The 22619-nt window shown below is 40.5% G+C and carries 19 protein-coding genes, 1 other RNA gene and 1 pseudogene; 14 read left to right on the top strand and 7 right to left on the bottom strand.

What is annotated here, in order from left to right; all coding sequences use genetic code 11:
• The first annotated feature begins 243 nt into the window (after nucleotides 1–243).
• From ffh to rplS, 5 genes are all read left to right on the top strand, one after another.
• Nucleotides 244–1623 carry a signal recognition particle protein gene (ffh, locus tag V7783_RS10170; RefSeq protein ID WP_335678614.1) on the top strand — a complete coding sequence of 460 codons (1380 nt, stop codon included), beginning with the start codon at nucleotides 244–246 and terminating at the stop codon, nucleotides 1621–1623.
• A gap of 258 nt (nucleotides 1624–1881) precedes the next feature.
• Nucleotides 1882–2130: a 30S ribosomal protein S16 gene (gene rpsP / locus V7783_RS10165; RefSeq protein WP_016708927.1), complete on the top strand. Its 249-nt coding sequence runs from the start codon at nucleotides 1882–1884 to the stop codon at nucleotides 2128–2130.
• Between the two features lie 17 nt (nucleotides 2131–2147).
• On the top strand, nucleotides 2148–2684 hold the full coding sequence (gene rimM / locus V7783_RS10160; protein WP_192540390.1) for a ribosome maturation factor RimM: 537 nt from the start codon (nucleotides 2148–2150) through the stop codon (nucleotides 2682–2684).
• Nucleotides 2684–3451 (top strand): tRNA (guanosine(37)-N1)-methyltransferase TrmD, encoded by a 768-nt coding sequence (gene trmD, locus V7783_RS10155; RefSeq protein WP_335678613.1) that lies wholly within the window; start codon nucleotides 2684–2686, stop codon nucleotides 3449–3451. The genes rimM and trmD overlap by 1 nt, the downstream gene beginning before the upstream one ends.
• 33 nt (nucleotides 3452–3484) lie before the next feature.
• Entirely contained in the window at nucleotides 3485–3844 is a 360-nt protein-coding gene (rplS, locus tag V7783_RS10150) for a 50S ribosomal protein L19 (RefSeq protein WP_002962189.1), read from the top strand.
• Between the two features lie 188 nt (nucleotides 3845–4032).
• Here the strand turns inward: rplS and V7783_RS10145 are convergent, their stop codons facing one another.
• Together V7783_RS10145 and V7783_RS10140 are read right to left on the bottom strand one after the other, a co-directional pair.
• Nucleotides 4033–5277 (bottom strand): serine hydrolase domain-containing protein, encoded by a 1245-nt coding sequence (locus tag V7783_RS10145; protein ID WP_335678612.1) that lies wholly within the window; start codon nucleotides 5275–5277, stop codon nucleotides 4033–4035.
• 79 nt (nucleotides 5278–5356) lie between these two features.
• A complete protein-coding gene (locus V7783_RS10140; protein WP_335678611.1) occupies nucleotides 5357–6391 on the bottom strand; it encodes a helix-turn-helix domain-containing protein in 1035 nt (344 codons plus the stop codon).
• A gap of 305 nt (nucleotides 6392–6696) precedes the next feature.
• On the opposite strand from V7783_RS10140, the gene tyrA reads away from it, so the two are divergent.
• Nucleotides 6697–7830, top strand: a complete 1134-nt coding sequence (gene tyrA, locus V7783_RS10135) for a bifunctional chorismate mutase/prephenate dehydrogenase (protein WP_335678610.1) — start codon at nucleotides 6697–6699, stop codon at nucleotides 7828–7830.
• Between the two features lie 61 nt (nucleotides 7831–7891).
• On the opposite strand, the gene V7783_RS10130 is transcribed toward tyrA, so the two are convergent.
• Nucleotides 7892–9049: a chorismate mutase gene (locus tag V7783_RS10130; RefSeq protein WP_064665864.1), complete on the bottom strand. Its 1158-nt coding sequence runs from the start codon at nucleotides 9047–9049 to the stop codon at nucleotides 7892–7894.
• Nucleotides 9050–9410: 361 nt separating this feature from the next.
• Here V7783_RS10130 and V7783_RS10125 point away from each other — a divergent pair, with 361 nt between their 5' ends.
• Nucleotides 9411–12419, top strand: a complete 3009-nt coding sequence (locus tag V7783_RS10125; protein WP_335678609.1) for a bifunctional diguanylate cyclase/phosphodiesterase — start codon at nucleotides 9411–9413, stop codon at nucleotides 12417–12419.
• 126 nt (nucleotides 12420–12545) lie between these two features.
• Here the strand turns inward: V7783_RS10125 and V7783_RS10120 are convergent, their stop codons facing one another.
• Nucleotides 12546–13745, bottom strand: a complete 1200-nt coding sequence (locus V7783_RS10120) for an aromatic amino acid transport family protein (protein WP_335678608.1) — start codon at nucleotides 13743–13745, stop codon at nucleotides 12546–12548.
• Between the two features lie 385 nt (nucleotides 13746–14130).
• On the opposite strand from V7783_RS10120, the gene V7783_RS10115 reads away from it, so the two are divergent.
• Nucleotides 14131–15033, top strand: coding sequence for a DMT family transporter (locus tag V7783_RS10115; protein ID WP_335678607.1), 903 nt, complete (start codon nucleotides 14131–14133; stop codon nucleotides 15031–15033).
• A gap of 30 nt (nucleotides 15034–15063) precedes the next feature.
• Here V7783_RS10115 and V7783_RS10110 read toward each other — a convergent pair whose 3' ends face one another.
• Complete coding sequence (locus V7783_RS10110) at nucleotides 15064–15939, bottom strand: flagellar protein MotY (protein ID WP_335678699.1); 876 nt, start codon at nucleotides 15937–15939, stop codon at nucleotides 15064–15066.
• A 223-nt stretch (nucleotides 15940–16162) separates the two neighbouring features.
• Here V7783_RS10110 and rnt point away from each other — a divergent pair, with 223 nt between their 5' ends.
• Complete coding sequence (rnt, locus tag V7783_RS10105) at nucleotides 16163–16858, top strand: ribonuclease T (protein ID WP_335678606.1); 696 nt, start codon at nucleotides 16163–16165, stop codon at nucleotides 16856–16858.
• Here the strand turns inward: rnt and V7783_RS10100 are convergent.
• Nucleotides 16842–18467 carry a DUF342 domain-containing protein gene (locus tag V7783_RS10100; RefSeq protein ID WP_064665867.1) on the bottom strand — a complete coding sequence of 542 codons (1626 nt, stop codon included), beginning with the start codon at nucleotides 18465–18467 and terminating at the stop codon, nucleotides 16842–16844. The genes rnt and V7783_RS10100 overlap by 17 nt on opposite strands.
• A gap of 280 nt (nucleotides 18468–18747) precedes the next feature.
• On the opposite strand from V7783_RS10100, the gene ssrA reads away from it, so the two are divergent.
• From ssrA to V7783_RS10075, 5 genes and pseudogenes are all read left to right on the top strand, one after another.
• Nucleotides 18748–19104: a transfer-messenger RNA gene (gene ssrA, locus V7783_RS10095) on the top strand.
• A 186-nt stretch (nucleotides 19105–19290) separates the two neighbouring features.
• A complete protein-coding gene (locus tag V7783_RS10090) occupies nucleotides 19291–20298 on the top strand; it encodes a Fic family protein (protein ID WP_335678605.1) in 1008 nt (335 codons plus the stop codon).
• Between the two features lie 230 nt (nucleotides 20299–20528).
• Nucleotides 20529–21071, top strand: a complete 543-nt coding sequence (gene abiEi, locus V7783_RS10085) for a type IV toxin-antitoxin system AbiEi family antitoxin (protein ID WP_335678604.1) — start codon at nucleotides 20529–20531, stop codon at nucleotides 21069–21071.
• The gene (locus tag V7783_RS10080; RefSeq protein WP_335678603.1) at nucleotides 21068–21988 is read left to right on the top strand and encodes a nucleotidyl transferase AbiEii/AbiGii toxin family protein; all 921 of its coding nucleotides are present in this window, start codon (nucleotides 21068–21070) and stop codon (nucleotides 21986–21988) included. The genes abiEi and V7783_RS10080 overlap by 4 nt, the downstream gene beginning before the upstream one ends.
• Nucleotides 21989–22016: 28 nt before the next feature.
• A pseudogene (locus tag V7783_RS10075) lies at nucleotides 22017–22262 on the top strand (tyrosine-type recombinase/integrase); the annotation flags it as partial.
• On the opposite strand, the gene V7783_RS10070 reads toward V7783_RS10075, so the two are convergent.
• Nucleotides 22259–22619: retron Ec48 family effector membrane protein (locus V7783_RS10070; protein WP_335678602.1), on the bottom strand; the 361-nt coding region annotated here is incomplete at its 5' end. The pseudogene V7783_RS10075 and the gene V7783_RS10070 sit on opposite strands and share 4 nt — an antisense overlap.

Below are 22619 nucleotides of genomic sequence, written 5' to 3'. Positions count from 1 at the left end.
ATATTCCTTGTTAGAGTAAGGACATTGTATTTTATAGCAAGGCAATTGCATAGAGTTTGTAAAAAGAAACTCAAACAGCGCACTTGAACACTGTATTGTGCGCCACCATTTACGGTATACTGTTTTTAATTAAAATTTTAATAATACTGATTCTAGAAATCGCGCTATTTACGCCAAGTGGTAAACTTGCAGTAATAACCTTGATGGGAAAATTGGTATATCACGTTTGATCGGAACCTTTACATGTTTGAGAACCTCCAAGAACGATTAGGTAAAACCTTAAAAAATATTAGCGGCCGTGGGCGCCTTACAGAAGACAATATAAAAGACACGCTACGCGAAGTGCGTATGGCCTTTTTAGAAGCCGACGTTGCTTTGCCTGTTGTTCGCGAGTTTGTTAAACAAGTTAAAGAGCGCGCAGTAGGTATTGAAGTCACTAAAAGCCTAAGCCCAGGGCAAGTATTCATAAAAATTGTTCGCGAAGAACTTGAAAAGGCCATGGGCGAAGCAAATGAAGAGCTGAGCTTAAATGCACAACCGCCAGCCGTTGTAATGATGGCGGGCCTGCAAGGCGCGGGTAAAACGACCAGTGTAGCTAAGCTTGCTAAGTTTTTAAAAGAGCGCAAAAAGAAATCAGTACTAGTTGTTAGTGCCGACGTTTATCGCCCTGCAGCGATCAAACAGTTAGAAACACTGGCCGATGAAGTTGGCGTTGAGTTTTTCCCAAGTGATATTTCACAACAGCCTGTTGATATTGCAACAGCGGCTATTTCTCATGCCAAAAAGAAATTTATCGACGTTGTATTAGTTGATACCGCAGGTCGTTTACATGTTGATAGTGACATGATGGACGAAATAAAAAATCTGCATCATGCAATCAACCCAATCGAAACCTTATTTGTCGTTGATGCAATGACAGGTCAAGATGCGGCGAATACAGCCAAAGCATTCGATGAAGCATTACCGCTCACAGGTGTGATCCTCACCAAGACAGATGGTGATGCTCGTGGTGGTGCTGCCTTATCTATTCGCCATATTACCGGCAAGCCAATTAAGTTTATGGGTGTGGGTGAGCGCACTGATGCGTTAGAACCTTTCCACCCCGATCGTATCGCATCGCGCATACTTGGCATGGGTGATGTACTTTCATTGATCGAAGAAGTCGAAATGAAAGTCGATAAAGAGCAAGCTGCAAAAGTTGCTGAAAAAGTATTTAAAGGTGATGGCTTTACCCTAGATGATTTTGCCGAGCAGCTAAAGCAAATGAAAAACATGGGTGGCATGATGTCAATGCTTGATAAACTTCCAGGTATGGCCAACTTGCCTGATGCAGTAAAAGGGCAAATGGGTGATAAAACCTTTATTCAAATGGAAGCGATCATCAGTTCAATGACCAAAAAAGAACGTGCGCGTCCAGAGATCATTAAAGGCTCGCGTAAAAAACGTATTGCAGCAGGCTCTGGTACGCAAGTACAAGAGATCAATAAATTGCTAAAACAGTTTACGCAAATGCAAAAGATGATGAAAAAAATGAAAGGCAAAGGCGGTATGCAAAAAATGATGCGTGGCATGAAAGGCATGTTACCGCCAGGAATGATGGGTGGCGGTGGCTCTAAATTCTAAGTTTTTGGCTAACATTCGATGAAAGCGTCATTTAGTTAATGAAAAAGAGGTAAATAGCCTCTTTTTTTGTGGATAAATTATGCAGTGAAAGCGCGATATAGTCTGAATTAACGCGTAGATCATAGTTTAATCAACTTAACACTCATTTCGAGTCACTTCTTACTTGCATTGTTGCTAAAAACTCGTACAATTCCCCAGCTCCCCATACTGGGGAGTAAATCTTATTAATGAAAACAGTCAATCTATTTAGAGGACGGTATGGTAACTATTCGTTTGCAACGTGGTGGCGCTAAAAAACGCCCTTTCTATCAAATTGTGGTTGCGGATAGCCGTTTCTCGCGTGACGGTCGCTTCATCGAGAAAGTAGGCTTTTTTAACCCAATTGCTAGTGGTCAAGAAGAAAAAGTACGTTTAGATTTATCTCGTGTAGAACACTGGGTAGGTCAGGGCGCATCTCTTTCAGATCGCGTAAGTAAGTTAGTAAAAGACGCTCGTAAAGCGGCTTAATAGGCGTAAGTGTAACCATGAGTCAAGAGAACACCTCATCAATAATTGTCGTAGGAAAGCTCGGTGCCCCGTATGGTATAAAGGGCTGGCTTAAGGTACATTCATTTACTGATGATCCCCAAGGGATCTTCGATTTCAGCCCGTGGTTGATAGGGCAACAAGGTAAATGGCAGACCTTAGAAGTGGTCGACTGGCGTCGCCACAACAAAGGCTTTATCGCTAAAATTGCGCAAGTAAACGACCGAGACGAAGCAATGGCTTATACCCATGCAGAAATTTCTGTGGATGCAGCGCAATTACCAGAACTGCCGCAAGGCGAGTTCTATTGGCGAGATCTCATTGGTATGTCGGTTGTAACTGATAAAGGTTATAACTTAGGCATAGTTGATGACCTGATGGAGACAGGCTCAAATGACGTATTAGTTGTGAAAGCAAATAATAAAGATGCATTTGGCCAAGCAGAGCGTTTAATTCCATTTTTAACTGATTCAGTTATTAAAGAAGTTAAACACGATGCGAGAGAAATTACCGTAGACTGGGATCCTGGCTTTTAATGAGTCAAACGAGTTCGTTGTGGGTAGGGGTGATTAGCCTTTTCCCGGACATGTTTGATGCAATTACAACGCAAGGTGTAACTGGTCGCGCAGTAAAAAATGGTTTAATCGATTTTAACTGCTGGAACCCACGTGACTATGCTACTGATAAGCATAGAACCGTGGATGATCGTCCTTACGGGGGCGGTCCAGGTATGTTAATGATGGTTGAACCATTGAAACAAGCCATTCTTGACGCCAAACAGGCGGCAGGTGATGGTGCAAAAGTAATTTATATGTCCCCGCAAGGGCGCAAATTAGATCAGCAAGGGGCAAGCGAACTCGCCAGCTCTAAAAAACTGATTTTGATTGCCGGTCGCTATGAAGGTATAGACGAGAGAATAATAGAATCATACGTTGACGAAGAATGGTCAATTGGTGATTTTATTTTGAGTGGTGGTGAACTACCTGCCATGACACTAATTGACGCAGTAGCGCGATTAGTGCCAGGCGTGTTAGGACACAATCAATCAGCGGAGCAAGATTCATTTTCGGATGGCTTGCTAGATTGTCCTCACTATACACGGCCAGAAACATTGGACGACAAACAGGTGCCTGCTGTATTACTCAGTGGTAACCACCAAGAGATAGCAAAATGGCGGCAAATGCAGTCATTAGGCAGAACTTGGTTACGACGTCCTGACTTGTTGCATAACCTAGCTCTGACTGAGGAGCAAGCGGTATTACTCGCGAAATTTCAGCAAGAGTACCAAAAAGCTTGTGGCTAGAAGACAGTTACACCTAGGAAAGTGAGAAACATAATGGCAAAAGTAAACCAAAATATTATTAAAGCGCTTGAAGATGAGCAGCTTAAAACAGACGTACCTGCATTTGGCCCTGGTGATACAGTGGTTGTACAGGTAAAAGTAAAAGAAGGTGCTAAAGAGCGTCTACAGGCCTTTGAAGGTGTTGTAATCGCTAAGCGTAATCGTGGTCTTCACTCAGCATTCACAGTTCGTAAAATTTCGAACGGTGAAGGTGTTGAGCGTGTATTCCAAACGCACAGCCCTCTTATCGATAGCGTAGCAGTTAAGCGTCGCGGTGCAGTTCGCCGTGCGAAACTTTACTATCTACGTGAGCGTTCTGGTAAATCTGCACGTATTAGAGAAAAACTTAACTAATACGCGCTGTTTAGCAACGCAAAAAAAACGGGTTGCAGCCTTCGGGTTGCAACCCGTTTTGGTTTTTATAGCGAGTAGATTAACTTGAGTAAAGTGAGCGAGTTAGTGAGCTTAAAGAGTAAAGTTAAAAGATTAAGAGTTACTCGCCGTTCAAGCGTTCATCGCAAGTTACTTTAACGCCACAGTCCTCATTGCGTTTCTATTTCTTGTATAAATATCCGAGCTAAATCAAAGGATACGTTTGCAAAATCTGAAAAGACTGCAGTTCTGACATTGGCATTAACCGCAATCGAAAGTTTGTATTCTGGTATCACCATTAGGAAGCTCTGTGCGCCTGCTGATACACCGCCATGGTGCATATATTTCATGCTGGTAAAGCTTTCCCCTAACTCTAAGTTATGTACGCGCCAACCTAAGCCGTATTTCTGTGCATTTATATCCCCATTACTTAACACTTGCGGCGTCCAAAACTCCTCTCTAACGGACTGGGGAATATAAGTGTCATCCATAAAGCCTTGCCCCAATTTCGCTAAGTCTGTTGAGGTGGAAACCCAGCCTCCACCAGCCAAACGGTGACTTAGGTCTACTTTATACCAAGCTTTAAGCTCGGTTAATTGTTTACTATTTTGCCAGTAAAAAGTGGCCAAGTTATCACGATTGCTTGTCGGTGTTTCTGTAAATGTTGCAGTCATCTTAAGGGGCTTGAAAACGGCTTGCTGCATATAATCTTGGTATGTTTGTTGGGCTTTAACTTGCATTAGTGCACTTAATAATACGCTCCCCAAACTAGAATAACTAAACTGCTCACCAGGTTTAAATAATGTCTCACTTTCATCAAATAATGTAATTGCTTCCATTACATCTGGGTAGTAAGTTTGTGCCGTGATTGTTTCTAAAACACCTAAAAGTTCGGTGTTGTCTTGGTAGTGAGGAATGCCTGCCATGTGTGAAGCTAGTTGACGGGCGGTGATATTTGCCCAAGCCTGATTTGGTAATACCTTAAAGTAAGAAGACAGAGGTGCATCTAAATCTAGTTTATCATCTGCTACTAATCGTGCTAATCCAGTTGCTGTGAGAGCTTTTGATGTACTGCCAATCCTTAGTTGAGTGTCGGTTGTCATTTTTTTATGTTGTGAAATGTCCGCCCAACCAACGCTGCCAGCCCATATCATTGCTCCATCAATGGCGACTGCCGCGGTATATCCTGGGGCGGCAACTTTAGCTTGTTGTTTTTTTAGTGCTGTAATGGCTTTATGTTCAGCGTGTTCAAATTGCATAGCAAAAAGTTGACTAGAGCTGGGTTGCTCTGTCGGCCAAGCCACAAAGTTGAAGCCAATTAAAGGTAGCATATCCTTATAAGCTAACCCTTGATACAGCGGCCAGCAAAGGTAAGACAGAATGAGTACCAAGAGTAACGTAGCTATTTTTTTCATTATTAAGTTCCAATTAAAAGTGAAAGGTCATTGCAACCTAATAGATTTTTAATTGCTTATTGATATTGAAAAAAACGGATCATTTTTGAAATTGACTACGGTATTCCTTCGGTGTTTGTGCCATTTGCGCTTTAAATGCTCGATTGAAAGGCGCTATGGAGCCATAACCAGCTTCTAACGCTATGGTTAAGATAGGGAGCTTTTGTTTTGTGGGATCACGTAATTGTTCACACACCCATGGAATTCGATAACTATTGAGATAGTGGGAGAAATTACTAAATCCGAGCTGTTGGTTAATAAGCTGTCTGAGTTGATGCGCGGGCATAGATACTAAGGTTGCTAACTTACCAATTGTTAGCTCCGGTTGTAAATACACACCTTGAGTCATTAATTCATTGAGTGCGTTAATTTGCGTGCTATTTAAAGTACTAAGTTGCTCATTACCAGCTTGAGCGTTTGTGATTGGTTTATTTTGTTTGAAAATAATATGAGTTGTAATGGATGCGGCCAACATAAAAATAATAACAGCATTAAAGAAGCTAAATTGCCAAGTATTACGAATTCCTTGATATACAAATTCAAAGGAGACGAGTGTTAGCATATAAAATGAGCAAAGGGTCACTAAAAGTAACCTTACATTGCGTCTGCGATTATCTAAATCATCAATAAATTCAGACAGGCATAAATACATAACAGTAAGTAACACGATTATCCCAAGGCCGTGATTAAAATCGTGAAGTATGCCTGCCCCACCCAGCACTAAGAATAAATAAATTAAAATTAATAGCCATGCAATGCTTGGCATCAGTATCCATTTAGGGGTTCTGGTTATTTTAAAATTGCCATCAAGTTGGGTTAGTGTAAACCACAAAATAACAAAAGGTGTGAGATCGGTAATAAGTAATAATACATGTCGGAGCCCGCCATAATGGTGATCTTCAATTGGAGCGGTTAGTAAAATATAACCTATAATACTGCTAATTAAAGCGATTTTAGGTGCTGGGAATTTTTCCTGCGGTTTTAGATAAAAAACAATAAGTAGGCTGAGCTGGCCAACTGTAGCAAAGCGAAAGAACAGTTCAATAACTTGCAACGGGGTAAATGTAATATCCATATAGTATCTTGTTGGCCAATAGCTAATTTTTATTAGTAAAGTATATAGTTAAACTTAAGCATAAAATATTGATTGCATAAATAAAATAGCAGTTCAGGTGGAATAATTATATTTCCTGAAACAGCCACGAGTACTTTATATTGCGAGCTAGAGCTTCAACTAAGCCTTATTAACTACACAACGCTGATTCTTTACTATTTAGCCTTTTAACAGCTACCTGATCCTGTTAGTATTTATCGTATTGATTAGTTTACTTTTATGTAAATTTAAATGTACGAAATTGCAGTTTTCAAGGTGGTAGTCGCGTGGCGGATATAAAAGAGTTAGATAAGTTAAGAGAGGGCATTGATGAATGCGATGCCCAGTTGGTTGCTCTGTTGGCTAGACGTAATAGTATTACTGAGCAGATCGGCGCAATTAAACAACAAACTGGGGCGCCACTGCATGCACCTGATCGCGAAGCTACGTTATTAGCAGCTCGTCGCCAAGAAGCAATCAACCAAGGTGTTAACCCTGAATTAGTCGAAGATATCCTACGTCGTATGATGCGTGAAGCATACCAAAACCAACAAGCGAAACTTGCATGTAGTGCACCGCAATTATCACCTATTGTTATTGTGGGTGGTCAAGGCGCGATGGGGCAGTTATTTGCTCAGCAATTTATTCGCTCAGGGTATGAAGTTAGAATACTCGACAAAGAACAGCAAAGTAACGCGCAAGAAATATTAGCAGGTGCGAAACTGGTGATGATCAGTGTGCCTATTAATGCCTTAGAAACAGTGGTCACTGCCTTACCTAAGCTCGATGATGAGTGCTTATTAGTTGATATTACATCGGTTAAGCAAGCGCCGTTAAAAGTATTAAAAGCGGTGCATAAGGGGCCCGTAGTTGGCTTGCATCCGATGTTTGGTCCAGATATCTCTCATTGGGTAAAACAAACTGTGGTGGTCTGTGAAGGCCGTAACCATGAGGTAGCACAAGGCTTGTTATCCCAGTTGCAAGTGTGGGGCTGTCAGCTTGTTGAACTCGATGCGAAAAAGCACGACGAAGCGATGCAAATTATTCAGGTGATGCGCCATTTAACCACGTTTGTATATGGCCAGTTTTTAGCAAAGCAAAGCCACACTCTTGAAGAGCTACGCAGTTGCTCATCACCTATATATCAGTTAGAGTTGATGATGGTTGGCCGTTTATTCGCACAATCACCAGAGCTTTATTCAGACATCATGCTGGCACAATTTGATAATGTCGAAGAGCTACTAGCGCAGTATCAAGATACGTTTGCAAGTACTTTAGCAAAACTTAAGGCTGGAGATAAAGCTGCTTTGATTGATTCGTTTGCAGATGCGAAAGCGTACTTCTCTGATTCTACCGCGCACTTTTTAACGCAAAGCCGCAGTTTATTAAATAAAGCCAATGACGCCAAAGTGCTAGATTAAAAAATAACTGTATCAATAAAAAAGGGCTAATTTTAGCCCTTTTTTATATTTTATTTAGTGTTTAACTTTCTACACTCACGGCCTGCAGAGATTCGCTTTGGTAACAACCTAACACGCGCACATATTGAGTGTGCTCTTTAAGCTCTTCCAATGCTTGCTTAACATGGTTATCAACCAGGTTCGCTTCTAAATCAACATAAAACACTTCTTCCCATGGATTGCCAGGAACAGGACGTGATTCTAGTTTTACTAAGTTAATATTATGCTCTTTGAAAATCATCAATGCATCAGCTAAAGAACCAGCTTGCTGCTTAGTCGCCATGATTAAACTCGTTTTAGTTGGGATTTGTTTTGATACATGTAATGGCTTACGTGCGACAACAATAAAACGGCTGTGGTTTTCGCGCTGATTGGCAAGCCCTGATTTAATCACTTCTAACCCGACATTTTTACCCGCTTGTGCTGAGCCAATTGCCGCGCTGTTAGGAGTATCAAGCGCTGATTGCAGTGCACTTGATGTTGAGTCACAGGTTTCGTGTTGAATATCGCCTAAGCCTTGTAAAAAGCGGCTACATTGTGCAAATGGTTGTGGGTGAGCAAAAATTTTGCTGATCTGACTCAGCTCAGTATCCGGTGTAGCGAGTAAGCAGTGTTCTACACTGTGGGTTACTTCACCGACAATAGATACTTGCGCGTGTTGTAATAAATCAAATACTTCGTTAATACTACCGGAACTGGTGTTTTCAATCGGTAATAAACCAAAGTCAGCTTGGCCATTCTCAACTTTACCGGTGATCTGCTCAAAACTGGAGCAACCCATTTCAACAAGTTTACCAGGGCGACGACTAAAATATTTATGGCAAGCAAGTTGGCTATAAGAACCTTGACCACCTAAATACGCCACGCGATGCGTTTCACTCATTGCATCAGGGTTCAAGTTCTTTTGTAGCATAGCTTGTTGGTTTAGTACTGAATCTTCTAAAATTGTTTGAAAAACATTATTCACATAATAGGCATCTAGGCCGAGTGATTTACCGTAGCCAATTAACTTCTCTAATAAAGCGAGCTCACGGGCTTCGTCTCGTATTGGTTTATTATTAGCGATTTTATACTCTACTACGCCATGGCTAATTCGCCGACGCTTAGCCAATAAAACCAATAAGTCAGAGTCGATTTCATTGATATCGTGTCTGAGTGAATTTAGTACATCATTTGTCATTTTTGGGTTCCTCATTCCAAAAAATTACCTTTTGGGTAATAAAAACAAAAAAGCCTCCCAGTTGGGAGGCTTTGCTATTCGGTTGATTTAATCTCGCAAACAGGTAAGCCTCTCCTATCTAAAGAAGCTAAAAAATGAAAAGTGTAACTGCGAGAATTTTATATTCATAGCCTTAATGTATGGAGAGTGGGCTATAAAGTCAACACTCTAGCGGGTTTTATGACCATGAAAAGATGGTTTATTTTCGATATTGGTTTTTTTCAGCAATATTAACGAAAAATTTATAAATCTAAATAGGGATCTGGTATATTTCTGTAGGTGAATTTAAATAAAAATAATTATTAAAAAATAAGGTTGTCCTGTGGTGTATAGACGCCCACCATCACGTTTTGGTGTAAATTCGTTAAGTATGAAACTCTCATTGCTGATTTCAGCTATCTGTTTAATTGCTGGGATTTGCGCTGCGGTGTTGATGCTCAAATCAGAAGAAAAACAGCTGGTATTTGAAGAGCATGAAATGCTCAAACATTCCAGTGAGCGTTTGATCCGGCAATTTAATAATTTAGTGAAAACTAAAATTAATATTGCCGAGCAAGCCAATAATGTAGTTTCTGGTCAGTTATTCCATAATTCATCGCAATTGGTGAGCAATCACAGTGCGCAACTGAGTTTTGAGCCTGATGGCAGTATCCGTAGCGCTTCTGAAGACGGTTTATCAGCGGCTTTTATGCAACAAGACAAGTATTCACCTTTTTATAAAAAACTGATTAATGATTCCGAATCGCTTTGGAAAATAGTCGCGCCTACTTTGATCCAAGATTTCTTTAACTTCTATTTAATTACCAAAGATAACTTTATCCGTATTGCGCCTCCTAATTGGGCCTTGAATGTTGCGGGTTCACATACATTTATCGATAACCAAAGTTTTAATTATGCGCAAGAAGCGCTTAACCCCACCCGCTCAGCAGTCTGGTCTAAAGTTTATTACGATAAAATTTGGCATAAGTGGCTGGTTAGCGTGCTGGTGCCAATTTATATTGAAAATGAATTTTTAGGGGTGACAGGCAGTGATTTAGCGCTAGATTCATTGATCTCACAATTGCCAATTGGCGATAACGAACAGCACTTGTTTGTGTTTGATAGCCAAGGGCAATTACTTGCTCATCCAAATTTGACTAAAAACCTGTATGAAGTCTACGGCCAAGCAAATAAGCCACTGCGCAGCCATGATTTTGTTAATGGCGATCTGCAAGAATTGATCAAGCAAACCATAAAAATGAACTTGCCGGAATACGCAGACTCTTTTGTGCAAGATGGTGAAACCCACATTATAAATATTCGTAAAGTTCAACATTTAGATTGGTATATTGGCATTTATAAAAAACGCTCATCAGCACTTTCTGCCCTTGAAGAGCTAAAAGTAAAGTTTTTTGGGCTGTTTATTTTATACGCTATTTTGGTGGCGCTATTGTTACATCAAGCATTGTATCAATTGGTGCTTCGTCGTATTCATTCACTTGTGCATGCGGTAACTAGCTTTGGTAAAGGCCACTTGCAAATCGAGTTTCCAAAAGAAAATAAAGATGAAATTGGTACTTTAAATGGCTCTTTTCGCGATATGGCGATTGAAATACGTAAGCTTATTGATGGTTTAAACCAACGTATTACCGAAAAAGAAATTGCTGAAAAAGCCGCTAATCGATTATCAAAAGCGGTGGCTTTCTCAGGTACTGGGGTGGTGATCACCGATCAACACTTTGTTATTGAATACGTCAATCCAAAAATGCTTGAAATGACTGGCTTTGATGAAAATCACTTTATGCAGTCGCCATTATTAAGCATTATTGCCAGCGAAATGGCTATTTTAGTTGATGACATTGATATTGATTTACGTAGTCGAAATTATTGGCGTGGCGATACCTTGCTCCAAGGTTTAGATAAAAAACCAATCTGGGTGTCGTTGAGTATTTCACCTATTCGTGAAGAAGGTGGCAGCATCACCAGTTATGTTGCTTCTGCGCAAGATATTTCGTTTGTAAAAGAAAGCCAACGTAAAATGGAGCAATTAGCCTATTTTGATACCTTAACTGGGCTTGCTAATCGTACCTTCTTTAGAATGCAGTTACGCAAATCCATGGCGCTTGTGGAGCGCGGCCATTATGCGTTTGCCTTATTCTATTTTGACTTGGACGAATTTAAACGCATTAACGATACACTAGGCCATGATGCGGGTGATCAGTTATTGATTGAAGTTGCGGATCGCTTAAAGAAACGACTTCGCGCTGAAGACACAATTGCCCGTTTAGGTGGTGATGAGTTTGCCGTGCTACTAAGCGGAATTGAACGCCAAGAACACGCCATGGATGTAGCGAATACCATCCAACAAACCTTAAATGCCCCCATTATGCTTGGTAATAACGAGGTTATTATTAGTGCCAGCATTGGTATTACTATGGCACCGTACGATAGTAAAGAAGAAGATCAGCTACTAAAACATGCTGATCTAGCAATGTATGAGGCAAAAGCAAAAGGACGTAATACTTACCACTTTTATAGCCAAGAGCTTAACGCTGCAGCTAATGAACGCTTGTTTATTGAGAATGAGCTACGTTTAGCCATTAAGGCGCAGCAGTTTGCTCTTTACTACCAACCGCAAGTTGATAGTCGCACTCAGCATGTAGTGGGCTATGAAGCCTTGATCCGTTGGTTCCACCCAACAGAGGGGATGATCCCTCCAACCAAGTTTATTCCTATCGCTGAGGCGACGGGTTTAATTGTTGAGTTAGGTGCGTGGGTACTCCAAGAAGCCTGCGAGTTTGCGGCTCGATTAGCGCTGCAAGGGCGAGAGAATAATATTTCTATTAACCTGTCAGCACGACAATTTAAAGATGCCAAACTTGTGCCGCTATTAGCATCGATCATTAAGAAAACCAGAGTGCCAGCTAAATGCCTGCACCTTGAATTGACTGAAAGTATGCTAATGGGCAATGTAGAAGCGGCGATTGCACAGTTGCACCAGCTCAAAGCACTAGGGGTCTCCATCTCTATTGATGACTTTGGGACCGGTTATTCGTCATTGAGTTACTTAAAGCGTTTCCCTGTCGATATTTTAAAAGTTGATCGCTCGTTTGTTAAAGATATTCCTGATGATCCTAATGACATGGAGATCACAGCTGCAATTATAGCGATGGCACAAAAGCTAAAATTAAATGTTGTTGCAGAAGGTGTTGAGACCATAGAGCAAGTGGAGTTTTTACAAAACAATAATTGCTATATCGTGCAAGGCTATTATTACAGTGCGCCGATTGCCGAGAGTGAGTTATCAAGCTTGTTTGAAAAGCTCAATGATCGGGTTGAACTCTCCCCATAATATTACGTTCATTGAGCAATAAAAAAGGCACCTGGGTGCCTTTTTTTGTTCTACAGGAAAAATTTATAACGCAGTTAGCGCTTTATTTAGCTCGCTAGAATGGTTAAATATTTAAGTCGGTTGGTATTAACCAATAGCAGGGATAAAGCCGGCCATTTGTAGGCCCTGAGCGCCGATAATAAGCACACCACAAAGCGCAGCAACTGCTAAGCCAATATTGCCACCTCGCACTGTATAGCCGCTTTTATCGCTGTTACGTTGCTTATAAACCATCGCAACGGGTAAAAATACAGCCAGTATCACCAAGGCGATAGCTGCGTACCCTAAAGCCATTATAAAGCCTTGTGGATAAAAGAGTGCAAACCCTAATGGTGGAATAAAAGTGATCAGCGCTGTTTTGATCCTATCTTTATTGCCATCACCTGTTTTAAAGGCATCTGCAAAAAAATCAAATAACCCTAAGCTTACCCCTAAAAAAGAAGTGGCTAGTGCTAGATCAGCAAACAAGTTAACCGCAGTGGCGACCGCTGAGTTGTTGGCAATATTGGCAATGCTTGCTACAAAACCCGGTAGGCCAGTACTTGTTAGTAATTCGGCTTGGCTCATCATACCTTGGCTAATTAATTGCCAAAAAATATAAATTACTAAGGGCAGGGCAGCACCAGTGATCATCACACGACGCAATGTTTTAATATCAAGGCCCACATACTTAACAATCGATGGAATAGAGCCATGAAAACCAAATGAGGTAAATACCACAGGAATAGCGGATAGAATAAGCCCTTGTTCAATCGGCATTTCGAGTAAGTGTTGACCGTGAACATAAGGCGTTAACATATAAAATAAGCTCGCCAATACTACAATTTTAATGCTAAATAGCACCCGATTTAGCTTATCGACTTTACTGGTGCCTAATGTCACAACGGTGCCAATTACAATAGCTAAAATGACAGAGCCGACTTGTGGAGCGATATCGAGGTTAAAGCCAGTGTTTATTTTTTCTTGGAGCTGCGCACCACCGCCTGCAATATAAGCCGCACAAAGCGCATAGAATAAAAACATCACTGAAAAGTTAGCCAAATATTGGCCACGCTTACCAAGCCATGATTTTGCTAATGTATTTAGCGTGGCATCGCGATCAGCATGTTGATGTAGTTCAAGCATTAATAACGCGGTATAAGTCATTAACGCCCATGTTGAAATAATTAACGCTAATGCGGTTGTAAAACCCAGCCCAGCAGATGCGATTGGTAGTGCTAGCATCCCTGCGCCGATAGTAGTACCTGCAACAATTAACATGCTGCCGATTGTTTTATTTTTAAGCACTTTTTGCCCCTAAAACTTCGTGAGAGGCAGGCAAGATATAACTAGTTGGCACAAACTTAAATAGTTTTGTTATAAATCAAAGAAAATAAATGTAACTTATGATTTACAAGCTAAGCTAGTGAAGGCTGTTTTTACTATAAAAATCATGCAATGTGTTGACTTATTGTGCAGGTCTGCTATTTCTATAACTTCACTTTATTATTAAAAATTCTATTTATATGCAACACATAAACCGAGCCCTAACAATGCGCCCATGGCTGAATCCATCAGTTGTGCGTCCATTGCTGCGCTGCGGTTAAGTTGTTTTTACTAACCGCGATTTCAAAGCGGTTAGTGTTGTACTCCTTCCTCTTTGTTATCGCCGCCTTGCTAAAGGAATAAGCGTGTGAGCGTGAAAGCATCGTATTTTTTAATGGTTTTAATTTGGTCAACCACCCCATTGGGCATTGTCTGGAGTAGTGAGTCGGTCTCGCCAACGCTCGCAGTGTTATTACGTATGTCGATAGGTTTAGTGTTGGCTGCATTGGTTGTAGCAATTGCTAATATCCGCGTTCCTTGGCATCGTCGCGCGTGCTTTTTGTATGGTTACTCAAGCATAGGCATGTATGGTGGCATGTTATTGAGTTATATGGCTGCTAAAACAGTCCCTTCAGGGCTTATTTCTTTGATGTTTGGCTTAGCGCCTATTTTATCTGGTCTATTAGCACAGCGACTACTCAACGAGCCAAAATTCAGCGTTGTTAAACTAATTGCGTTAGCGTTTGCATTATTGGGGTTATTCTTGGTAAGTGAAAAACACATGCAAGGCTCATTAATGCAGATACAAGGCTTAGCCTACGTATTTATGGCCGTGTGCTTTTTTAGTTTAAGTGGCGTCATGATCAAGCGAGTAAAAATTGCCATTCATCCAATGGCAACCACATTCGGTGCATTGGTATTTGTGACGCCGTTGTTTTTTATTACTTGGTGGCTGGTCGATGGTGAGCTTAACAGCAGTGCGTGGAGTGCAAAATCGTTATGGTCAATTGGCTATTTAGGGGTATTTGGTTCACTGGTAGGTGCATTGGCTTATTTTCATGTGTTACAAAAATTACCGGCAAGTACGGTCGCTTTGACGACCTTGATCACCCCAAGTTTTGCGCTAGGTTTAGGTGCATGGCTAAATAATGAAGCCGTAGATCAGCAATTGTTTATAGGGGCTGGTATTATCTTACTGAGTTTAGCGGTATTTCAGTTTGGTGATGGTTGGTTAAAAAAAAAGGCTAAGTTTACTAAACTTAACCCTTAATATTGGTAAAATGTAGCTAGCAAGTACTGGCTACATTTTTTCTATTTGGATCACTAAGCGGCGGTTTTTATCGCGGCCTAATATATTGTCGTTAGTTGCTACATGGCGTTTCTCACCAAACCCTTCGGTTTCAACTTTGCTCTCATCAATCCCCAAGCTCACCATATATTCTTTAATTGCTTGCGCACGTTTTTTTGATAACTCTAAGTTATTCCAACGTCCGCCGTAGCTATCTGTATACGAGGCAATGGAAATCGCGGCAATACTGGTATCGTATTTTAAATATTCGGCAATTTTATCTAAGCGTTGTTGCGATGACTTGGTTAGCTTACTGGTGTTCGGCTGGTAGTTCATTACTGTGAACGAGATATCTTCAAAACTGTATGGTAATAATGCATCGCGGCACTGTAAAAATGCCCAATAGGCTTGTTTAAAGTTAATGCTAGATAATCCGACGGCAATTTTATCGGCACTATTTTGCCAGTCTTGATAATAAAAGGTGGGTTGATAGCCTTTTTCAAGCTCGGTCAACATTTCCCAAGCGGTATTATTACCAAGTTCACCGTCAAATTTGCGAAGTAATTTCATATTAGCAATATCACGTGCAGGTAAGCCTGCTCGCCATGGTGGTGGCACGGCTTTTAAACCTGCAATACTGTAATTATCGGGGCGCACAACCATATCTAAATTAAATAGCACGTTTTTGTTTTTACTGGCAGTGGCACTAAAAATAGCTTCGCCATAGTAGGGAACTTCATGATTTAACTGACATTGTAAGCGAGTCGTTGTGACCATTTGCCATTGTGAGTTATCCGCTGTTGCAGTGTACTGACGCATGGCGGCATTGGCATTATAAGTTAATAGACCAATTGCTGTGAGGCTTATAGATAACAATGACAACTTCACCACGGAACTCTCCAACAGGGTTTACTTTAATCAAACTAAGCAGAGCCAATTAATTGGCGAGCTAAACATCAAACACGTCTAGCAACTGCAATTGTGACGCTAATTTAAATTAAAGCAATTTATATGCCTACAATTTATGAAATAATTAATCCTGAAAGCCCCTAGCCGAGAGGGCATCAATTTTGTCATAATAACCAGCTAATACTGGCAAACCTAGAATACTATGGCAAATACTGAACAAACTCTTTTCGCAAAACGCTTTCGTGGCTTTTTTCCGGTGGTTATTGACGTTGAAACGGCGGGCTTTAATAAAGCAACCGACGCGCTGTTAGAAATTGCGGTGTCAGTATTAAAAATGGATGACGAAGGCTTACTCAGTATTGATCATACTGTGCACTTTCATGTTGAGCCATTTGAGGGTGCAAACATTGAACAAGCTGCAATCGATTTTAATGGTATCGATCCTTTCTCACCATTACGTGGTGCAGTTTCAGAAGAAGAAGCGATCAAAGAAATTTGCAAAGTAGTGCGTAAGGCACAAAAAGCAGCGGGGTGTCAGCGTTCTGTGGTTGTTGCTCATAATGCCGCGTTTGATCACGGGTTTTTAAATGCTGTTATCGAACGTAATAATATTAAGCGCACGCCATTTCATCCTTTTGTAAGCTTTGATACCACCTCTTTGGCGGGCTTAGCGCTTGGCCAAACGGTACTGGCAAAGGCATGCCGTGCAGCGGGAATTGAATTTGACAACAAACAAGCGCATTCAGCTTTGTATGATACAGAGCGCACCGCAGAGCTATATTGCTTAATCGTTAATCGCTGGCAGCAACTAGGTGGCTGGCCGCTGGCTGAAGAAGTGCCTGAAGAAATAGACCAAAATGATGACAGCGAAGACTCAGCCGCTAAAACGACTGAGTAATTTTACCTTCGCTCATTTTCACTGAGTGGGGCGGATAAATACGTGAAAAATGTTTTGAATCTTTTGCGATTTTAAGCTCCACACCAGGATGCATTAGCTCATTAATTTTTAAGCGACTTGTCGCTAAAAGCTGCGCGATCCTTTGTTTAACTAAATACTTTTTACGTTTAGTGTTAGCGATACGTATATCAATTTGCTGCTCACTTGCCCCTATCTTATCTAAAAACAACTGCCGCTTTGCTGGTACTGGAATTTTTACCGCTTTTTTACGAGCTTGCTTTAATGCCGCTGATTTAGTGGCTAAAAGTTTTTCAAAGTCAGCAATTTGTAATTGTTTTTGGCGCAAATCATGCCAATTTTGTGCGATGGAAACGCGTGTTTTAGTGCCAGACGGCGCACCTAGCTCACCGGTTTCAATTCGCATTGCATCTAAAATATTGCCACCGATAATTTTACCGCGCGGATCATTGGCTTTGCCGACGCGAATTAACCGACGTGCACTTAAATTACAATGCAGCGCTTGGCGTTCAATAAATAAGTCTTGCTCACTTTGGATATGGCAATATTGGGCGTAGCCGATAGAAATAGTACGGGCAGCTTTGATTGTACAAGTGAACGCCTCATCATTTTCACGTTTTCGACCAATCGCACCAAGCATGACTGTAACGGCACTGGCGCTGTTTATTTCGCCGGATTCAACAAAACCTAACACAGTAACATCACCGCTGGCATGCACGCGCATGCCATCTTTGATATCACCGCTGATGATCACACTACCATCAAAATTAACATGGCCGGTGCCAATATCAACATTATCAAAGCACAATACATCGTCAACACGCATGCCTCGGGGCAGGGCAACGGGCACACCTTTACTATCAGCAATCAATAAATTAGGGTTTGCAGGATCGAGTTTAGTGCCTTCAAACGGTTGTAAGGGTAAATCTTTTCCCGGTATTGCAGGCAGTACTTCACCAAACACTGTGTAGCCATCTTCGCCAGCGGTAGCCGCAATGCGCTGCATTAAAGGAGTCCCAGGTTTGACTGTGATGATGGCACCTAAGTCTCGCATATCGACCTTACCGCCTTCTTTTGCTTGCGGGCTTAGAACACGATCTTGTGCGGTGGAACATAAACGAACAAATTTCGCATCACTGCCTTCTTTTGGCCTGCGGCCATGAGCAACAATGGCTTTATAAGCAATACCAGCGGGTGTTTCAAATTGTTGGCCTAAAAAATTATCCAATGCACGGCAACTAACCCCTTGCAAAACACCTGCATCAACCAATACTTCACGGGCTTTTTCGATCGACATCAGCGCTCCACCTTTTGCAGTGGTTAAGGTGGCTTCTACGACCATATTCTTTTCATCAACGTGAATGAGTATAGACGCATCAAGCGCGCGGGCAATGATCAAAGAATCGGCGTGATAGTTTTTGTTGGGTGAAAATAGTTTGCCAATATTAGCACTGACTATTTCAAATTCTGCGAATTGTGACTGTTCAATTAATTCAATGAGCTGTGAACTAGTCACAGGGTAACCACTATTTTTAGGGTGCTCAAATAGTGATACAAAACCCGTTTTAGAGTCATGTATAAACAACGACATTTATAGACTTCCTATGTAATATGCCTGTTCTTATTATTTTTTTATTGGTTGTTGTTTAGCTAATACTAAATTCGGTATTTTCAAAACAGCAGCTATTTGAACACAACTTTCAGCGCATGTTAAGTAAATGTTTCTGCCTGTGTTGTTTTTAATTAACATTTGTTTGATTGATAATTGTACGGTTAAACAGAAAAACAAAATAAACTAACGAAGACCCTTGAGTATCAGCGTGTTACTCAGTTATACTGCTTGCACGCTCTGAATGAGTTTAACTAATTCAGGGGCTGATTAGGATTCGACGGAATTCATGAAGCCCAAGGTGCATGTCGAGGTGCGGTTTGCCTCGTAAAAAAGCCGCAATTTAAAGTAATCGCAAACGACGATAACTACTCTCTAGCAGCTTAGGCTAGCTAGCGCTCCTTCCATGTATTCTTGTGGACTGGATTTTGGAGTGTCACCCTAACACCTGATCGCGACGGAAACCCTGGCCGGGGTTGAAGCGTTAAAACTAAGCGGCCTCGCCTTTATTTACCGTGTTCGTCCGGGACTTAAAGGTTAATTAAATGACGATACTAAACATGTAGTACCGACGGTCGAGGCTTTTCGGACGGGGGTTCAAATCCCCCCAGCTCCACCAATAACGGTTTTTAAATTCGTTTGTTTAAAAACCCTAAAAAACCCACCAATTTGAGCAATCAAGTTGGTGGGTTTTTTTATGGGTTTTATTTATATAAAACAGTGGGTTTTCTGTACAAATAAAGTTTTAAAGTGCTATTTTAATAACCGCAGGTCAATTTAACTACCTAAGTAATGAATATAAATAATGTCTAAATACACACCGCCTTTTACCCTCAGCAACAAAATATTGATCCTAGTTGCGCAAATTAGCGAGCAAATAGGAAGGTTAACCATACAACAAGAGCAAGAGAAACTGCTGCGGTTGCGTAAAGTTAATCGAATGCGCACAGTACAGGGCTCGCTAGCCATTGAAGGTAGCACCCTAACACAACAGCAAATTACCGCGATACTCAATGGCAAACGAGTAATTGCACCACCTAAAGAAGTACAAGAAGCATATAATGCAATCAGCACTTACGATACACTTGCTCAATGGCAACCTGAAAATAGTAAACACCTACTAGCAGCGCATAGGCTGATGATGAAAGGTTTAGTTAAAGACGCTGGCATGTATCGTCAAGAAGGCGTAGGGGTGATGTCCGGTGAGCAAGTTGTCCACATGGCACCGCAAGCTGAACGTGTAGCAAAGTTAATGGCAGATTTACTGCAATGGCTAGAACAAAGTGATGTGCACCCACTCATTGCTAGTTGTGTATTTCATTATGAATTTGAGTTTATTCATCCCTTTTCTGATGGTAACGGACGAATGGGGCGTTTATGGCAAACATTGATCTTGTCTAAGTGGCATGAGGTGTTTGTGAATATTCCTGTAGAAAGCATGGTGTACCAACATCAAGATACCTACTATTTAGCGATTCGCCAAAGTACTCACCAAACCAATAGCGCTCCTTTTATAGAGTTTATGCTGCAGATGATTTATGACGCAATCTTAGAAGCGAATAACACGACATCAAATGATGGTTTAAATGACGGTTTAAATGACGGTTTAAATGACGGTTTAAAGCTCACAGCTCTAGACAAGGAAATTATTAAGCTAATAACTAACAATACGCATATTACACATATGCAATTGTCAGATGAGCTTAGTAAATCAGTAAGAACAATTGAAAGGCGCATTAAAATTCTAAAAGAAGCAGAGTTGATAAAACGAATTGGCGCTAAAAAAACGGGGTATTGGCAGGTTAACCGCTAACATCCAGAACAAATAAACTGCTGTAAATAAAACCGATATTAATTTACTAAAAGGGCAGTGTAGCTATGCTTTACGGCATACTTTTGCGAGTACAGGTTTCTCTAGCTATCATAATTAAGTCTACAATTATGACCTTATTATTTGTCTTTTTTGTATACTTGTAATGGCGGGTTTTTAAGTTTACAATTATGACACTTTTATGTGTTTATAATGATAACTTGAGGTGTGAATTGAAGAAGTCTGAAGCTATTAAAAAGTTTACTGAATACGATAAGCGAGGTCGTTATATCTTCACTAATTCAGATCTTTCGAAAATTTTCCATCAAGACAATGAGCGAACTCTACGAGCGGGCATCAAACGTTTGTTAGATGATGGTTTGCTTGTACGTATTATTAATGGTGTGTACCTCTATACTCTAGCGCAATCTAAGGGGAGTGATACGTTAGAGCAGATTGCCAAAACGATTAGGCGTGGCGAATATAATTACGTCAGTTTGGAATCGGCACTTTCTGAGTTTGGAGCTATCTCACAAATTCTAGTTGATCGCTTAACGGTAATGACAACAGGGCGCTCGGCAGAGTATAAAACCCCGTTTGGGACCATTGAATTTACCCATACAAAACGTGCTCCTATGGATATTCTGGAAGGTACAAATTTAATTGGTAGACCGCTTAGATTAGCCACCAAACAAGTCGCTTATAGAGATTTAAAACGTGTTGGCCGCAATACGCATTTGGTCAATATAGATGAATTGGAGGATCGTACTTTATGAAAATTGACCAACAGAACTTCGCAAAGTTAGTAAATCAAGCAATGCAAAGTGACAATGTTTCGCACATGCGCGCAGTTATAGAAAAAGAGCTTCTACATTACGATATTTTATTTGCTTTAGAAAAGGCAGGGCTGCTTGATAAGTTAACTTTTCAAGGAGGTACATGTTTACGGTTATGTTATGGCGGCAATCGCTTCAGTGAAGATTTAGATTTTGCTGGTGGCAAAGATTTCAGCTCGGTAATGCTGGCTGATATGAAAGCCTGTATTGAAAAATATATCGGCGGAAGATACGGACTTGAAGTCAGTGTTAAAGAACCTAAAGAGTTAAGAGAAGATCCTAAATATGCCGAATTAAGCATTGATAAATGGCAGATTGCAGTTGTTACTTTTCCTGAGAGAAAAGATATACCTAAACAAAAAATTAAACTTGAAGTTGCTAATATCCCTGCTTATACAAAGGAGCCATTACCTCTGCAAGCAAATTATGACTTTTTACCGGATGGCTATAGTGACACACTGATTTTAACCGAGACTTTAGACGAAGTGATGGCGGATAAAATTATCTCTCTACCAGCAACAAAAAAATATGTTCGGCATCGAGATATTTGGGATCTAGCTTGGTTACAGCAGCAAGGCGCTACCTTGCAAATGGATTTAGTAAAAAGCAAGATCGCAGATTATAAACTCGAGCAATTTGATGTGTTGCTTGCTAATTTAATTGAACGCCTATCAGCACTTATTAAAAGTGCAGTATTTATAGCGGAGATGAAACGCTTCTTACCCACCGATGTTTTTGATCGCACCTTAGCACTGGATAAATTTCAGGTGTATTTAACTTCAACGCTTATTAAATTATTTAAAACAGTACAAGATGAGTTATCAGGCAAGGTAAGTACAGTTGAGTTTAAAATGTAGGGATCTACATATTATCTTTGTTATAAAGTTAGTAACAAGTTGCAGAAAAGCGTTTGAAAGGGCTGTGAATAAAACGAATACTAACTTGCCAAAAGGGCAGTGTAACCATGTTTTACGGCATACTTTTGCGAGTCATTTTATGATGAACGGAGGTAATATTTTAGTCTTGCAACAAATATTAGGTCATGCAAAGATTGAACAAACCATGGTTTACGCGCACTTTGCACCAAGTCATTTAGAAGATGCTATTAGGTTTGGCCCAAATATTAGTTAACGATAATGAATATCTACGCCACGCAGCAAACGCCCCTTATCCGATTTTTTAATATTAGTAAAAGCGAGTGAAACACTATCAATAAAAGTGAATAGCTCCTCTTCAATTAAGTAAAAGTCATTTTTATGTTGCTTTTCAAGCTTTATCCCTATTTCTCTAAAAAATAAAATCACTTTATCTTGGTGCTTTCCGTAATCAAATGTTACTGATTTCGATTTACTATTAGAAGCATAGGAGTTGGATGCTCTTATTAAATATTTTCTAACTCTATCAATATAAGCATAATATTCTCGATAATCTTTAAACTCACCATCCCTAGATTGAGGGTGTATTGATTCATACAGTAAGTAAACATCT

The organism is Pseudoalteromonas sp., assembly GCF_036960685.1.
In the GTDB taxonomy this organism is placed as follows: Bacteria; Pseudomonadota; Gammaproteobacteria; order Enterobacterales; family Alteromonadaceae; genus Pseudoalteromonas.
The sequence above is the reverse complement of the archived record's forward strand: the minus strand, read 5'-3'. Positions and strand labels throughout refer to the sequence as shown.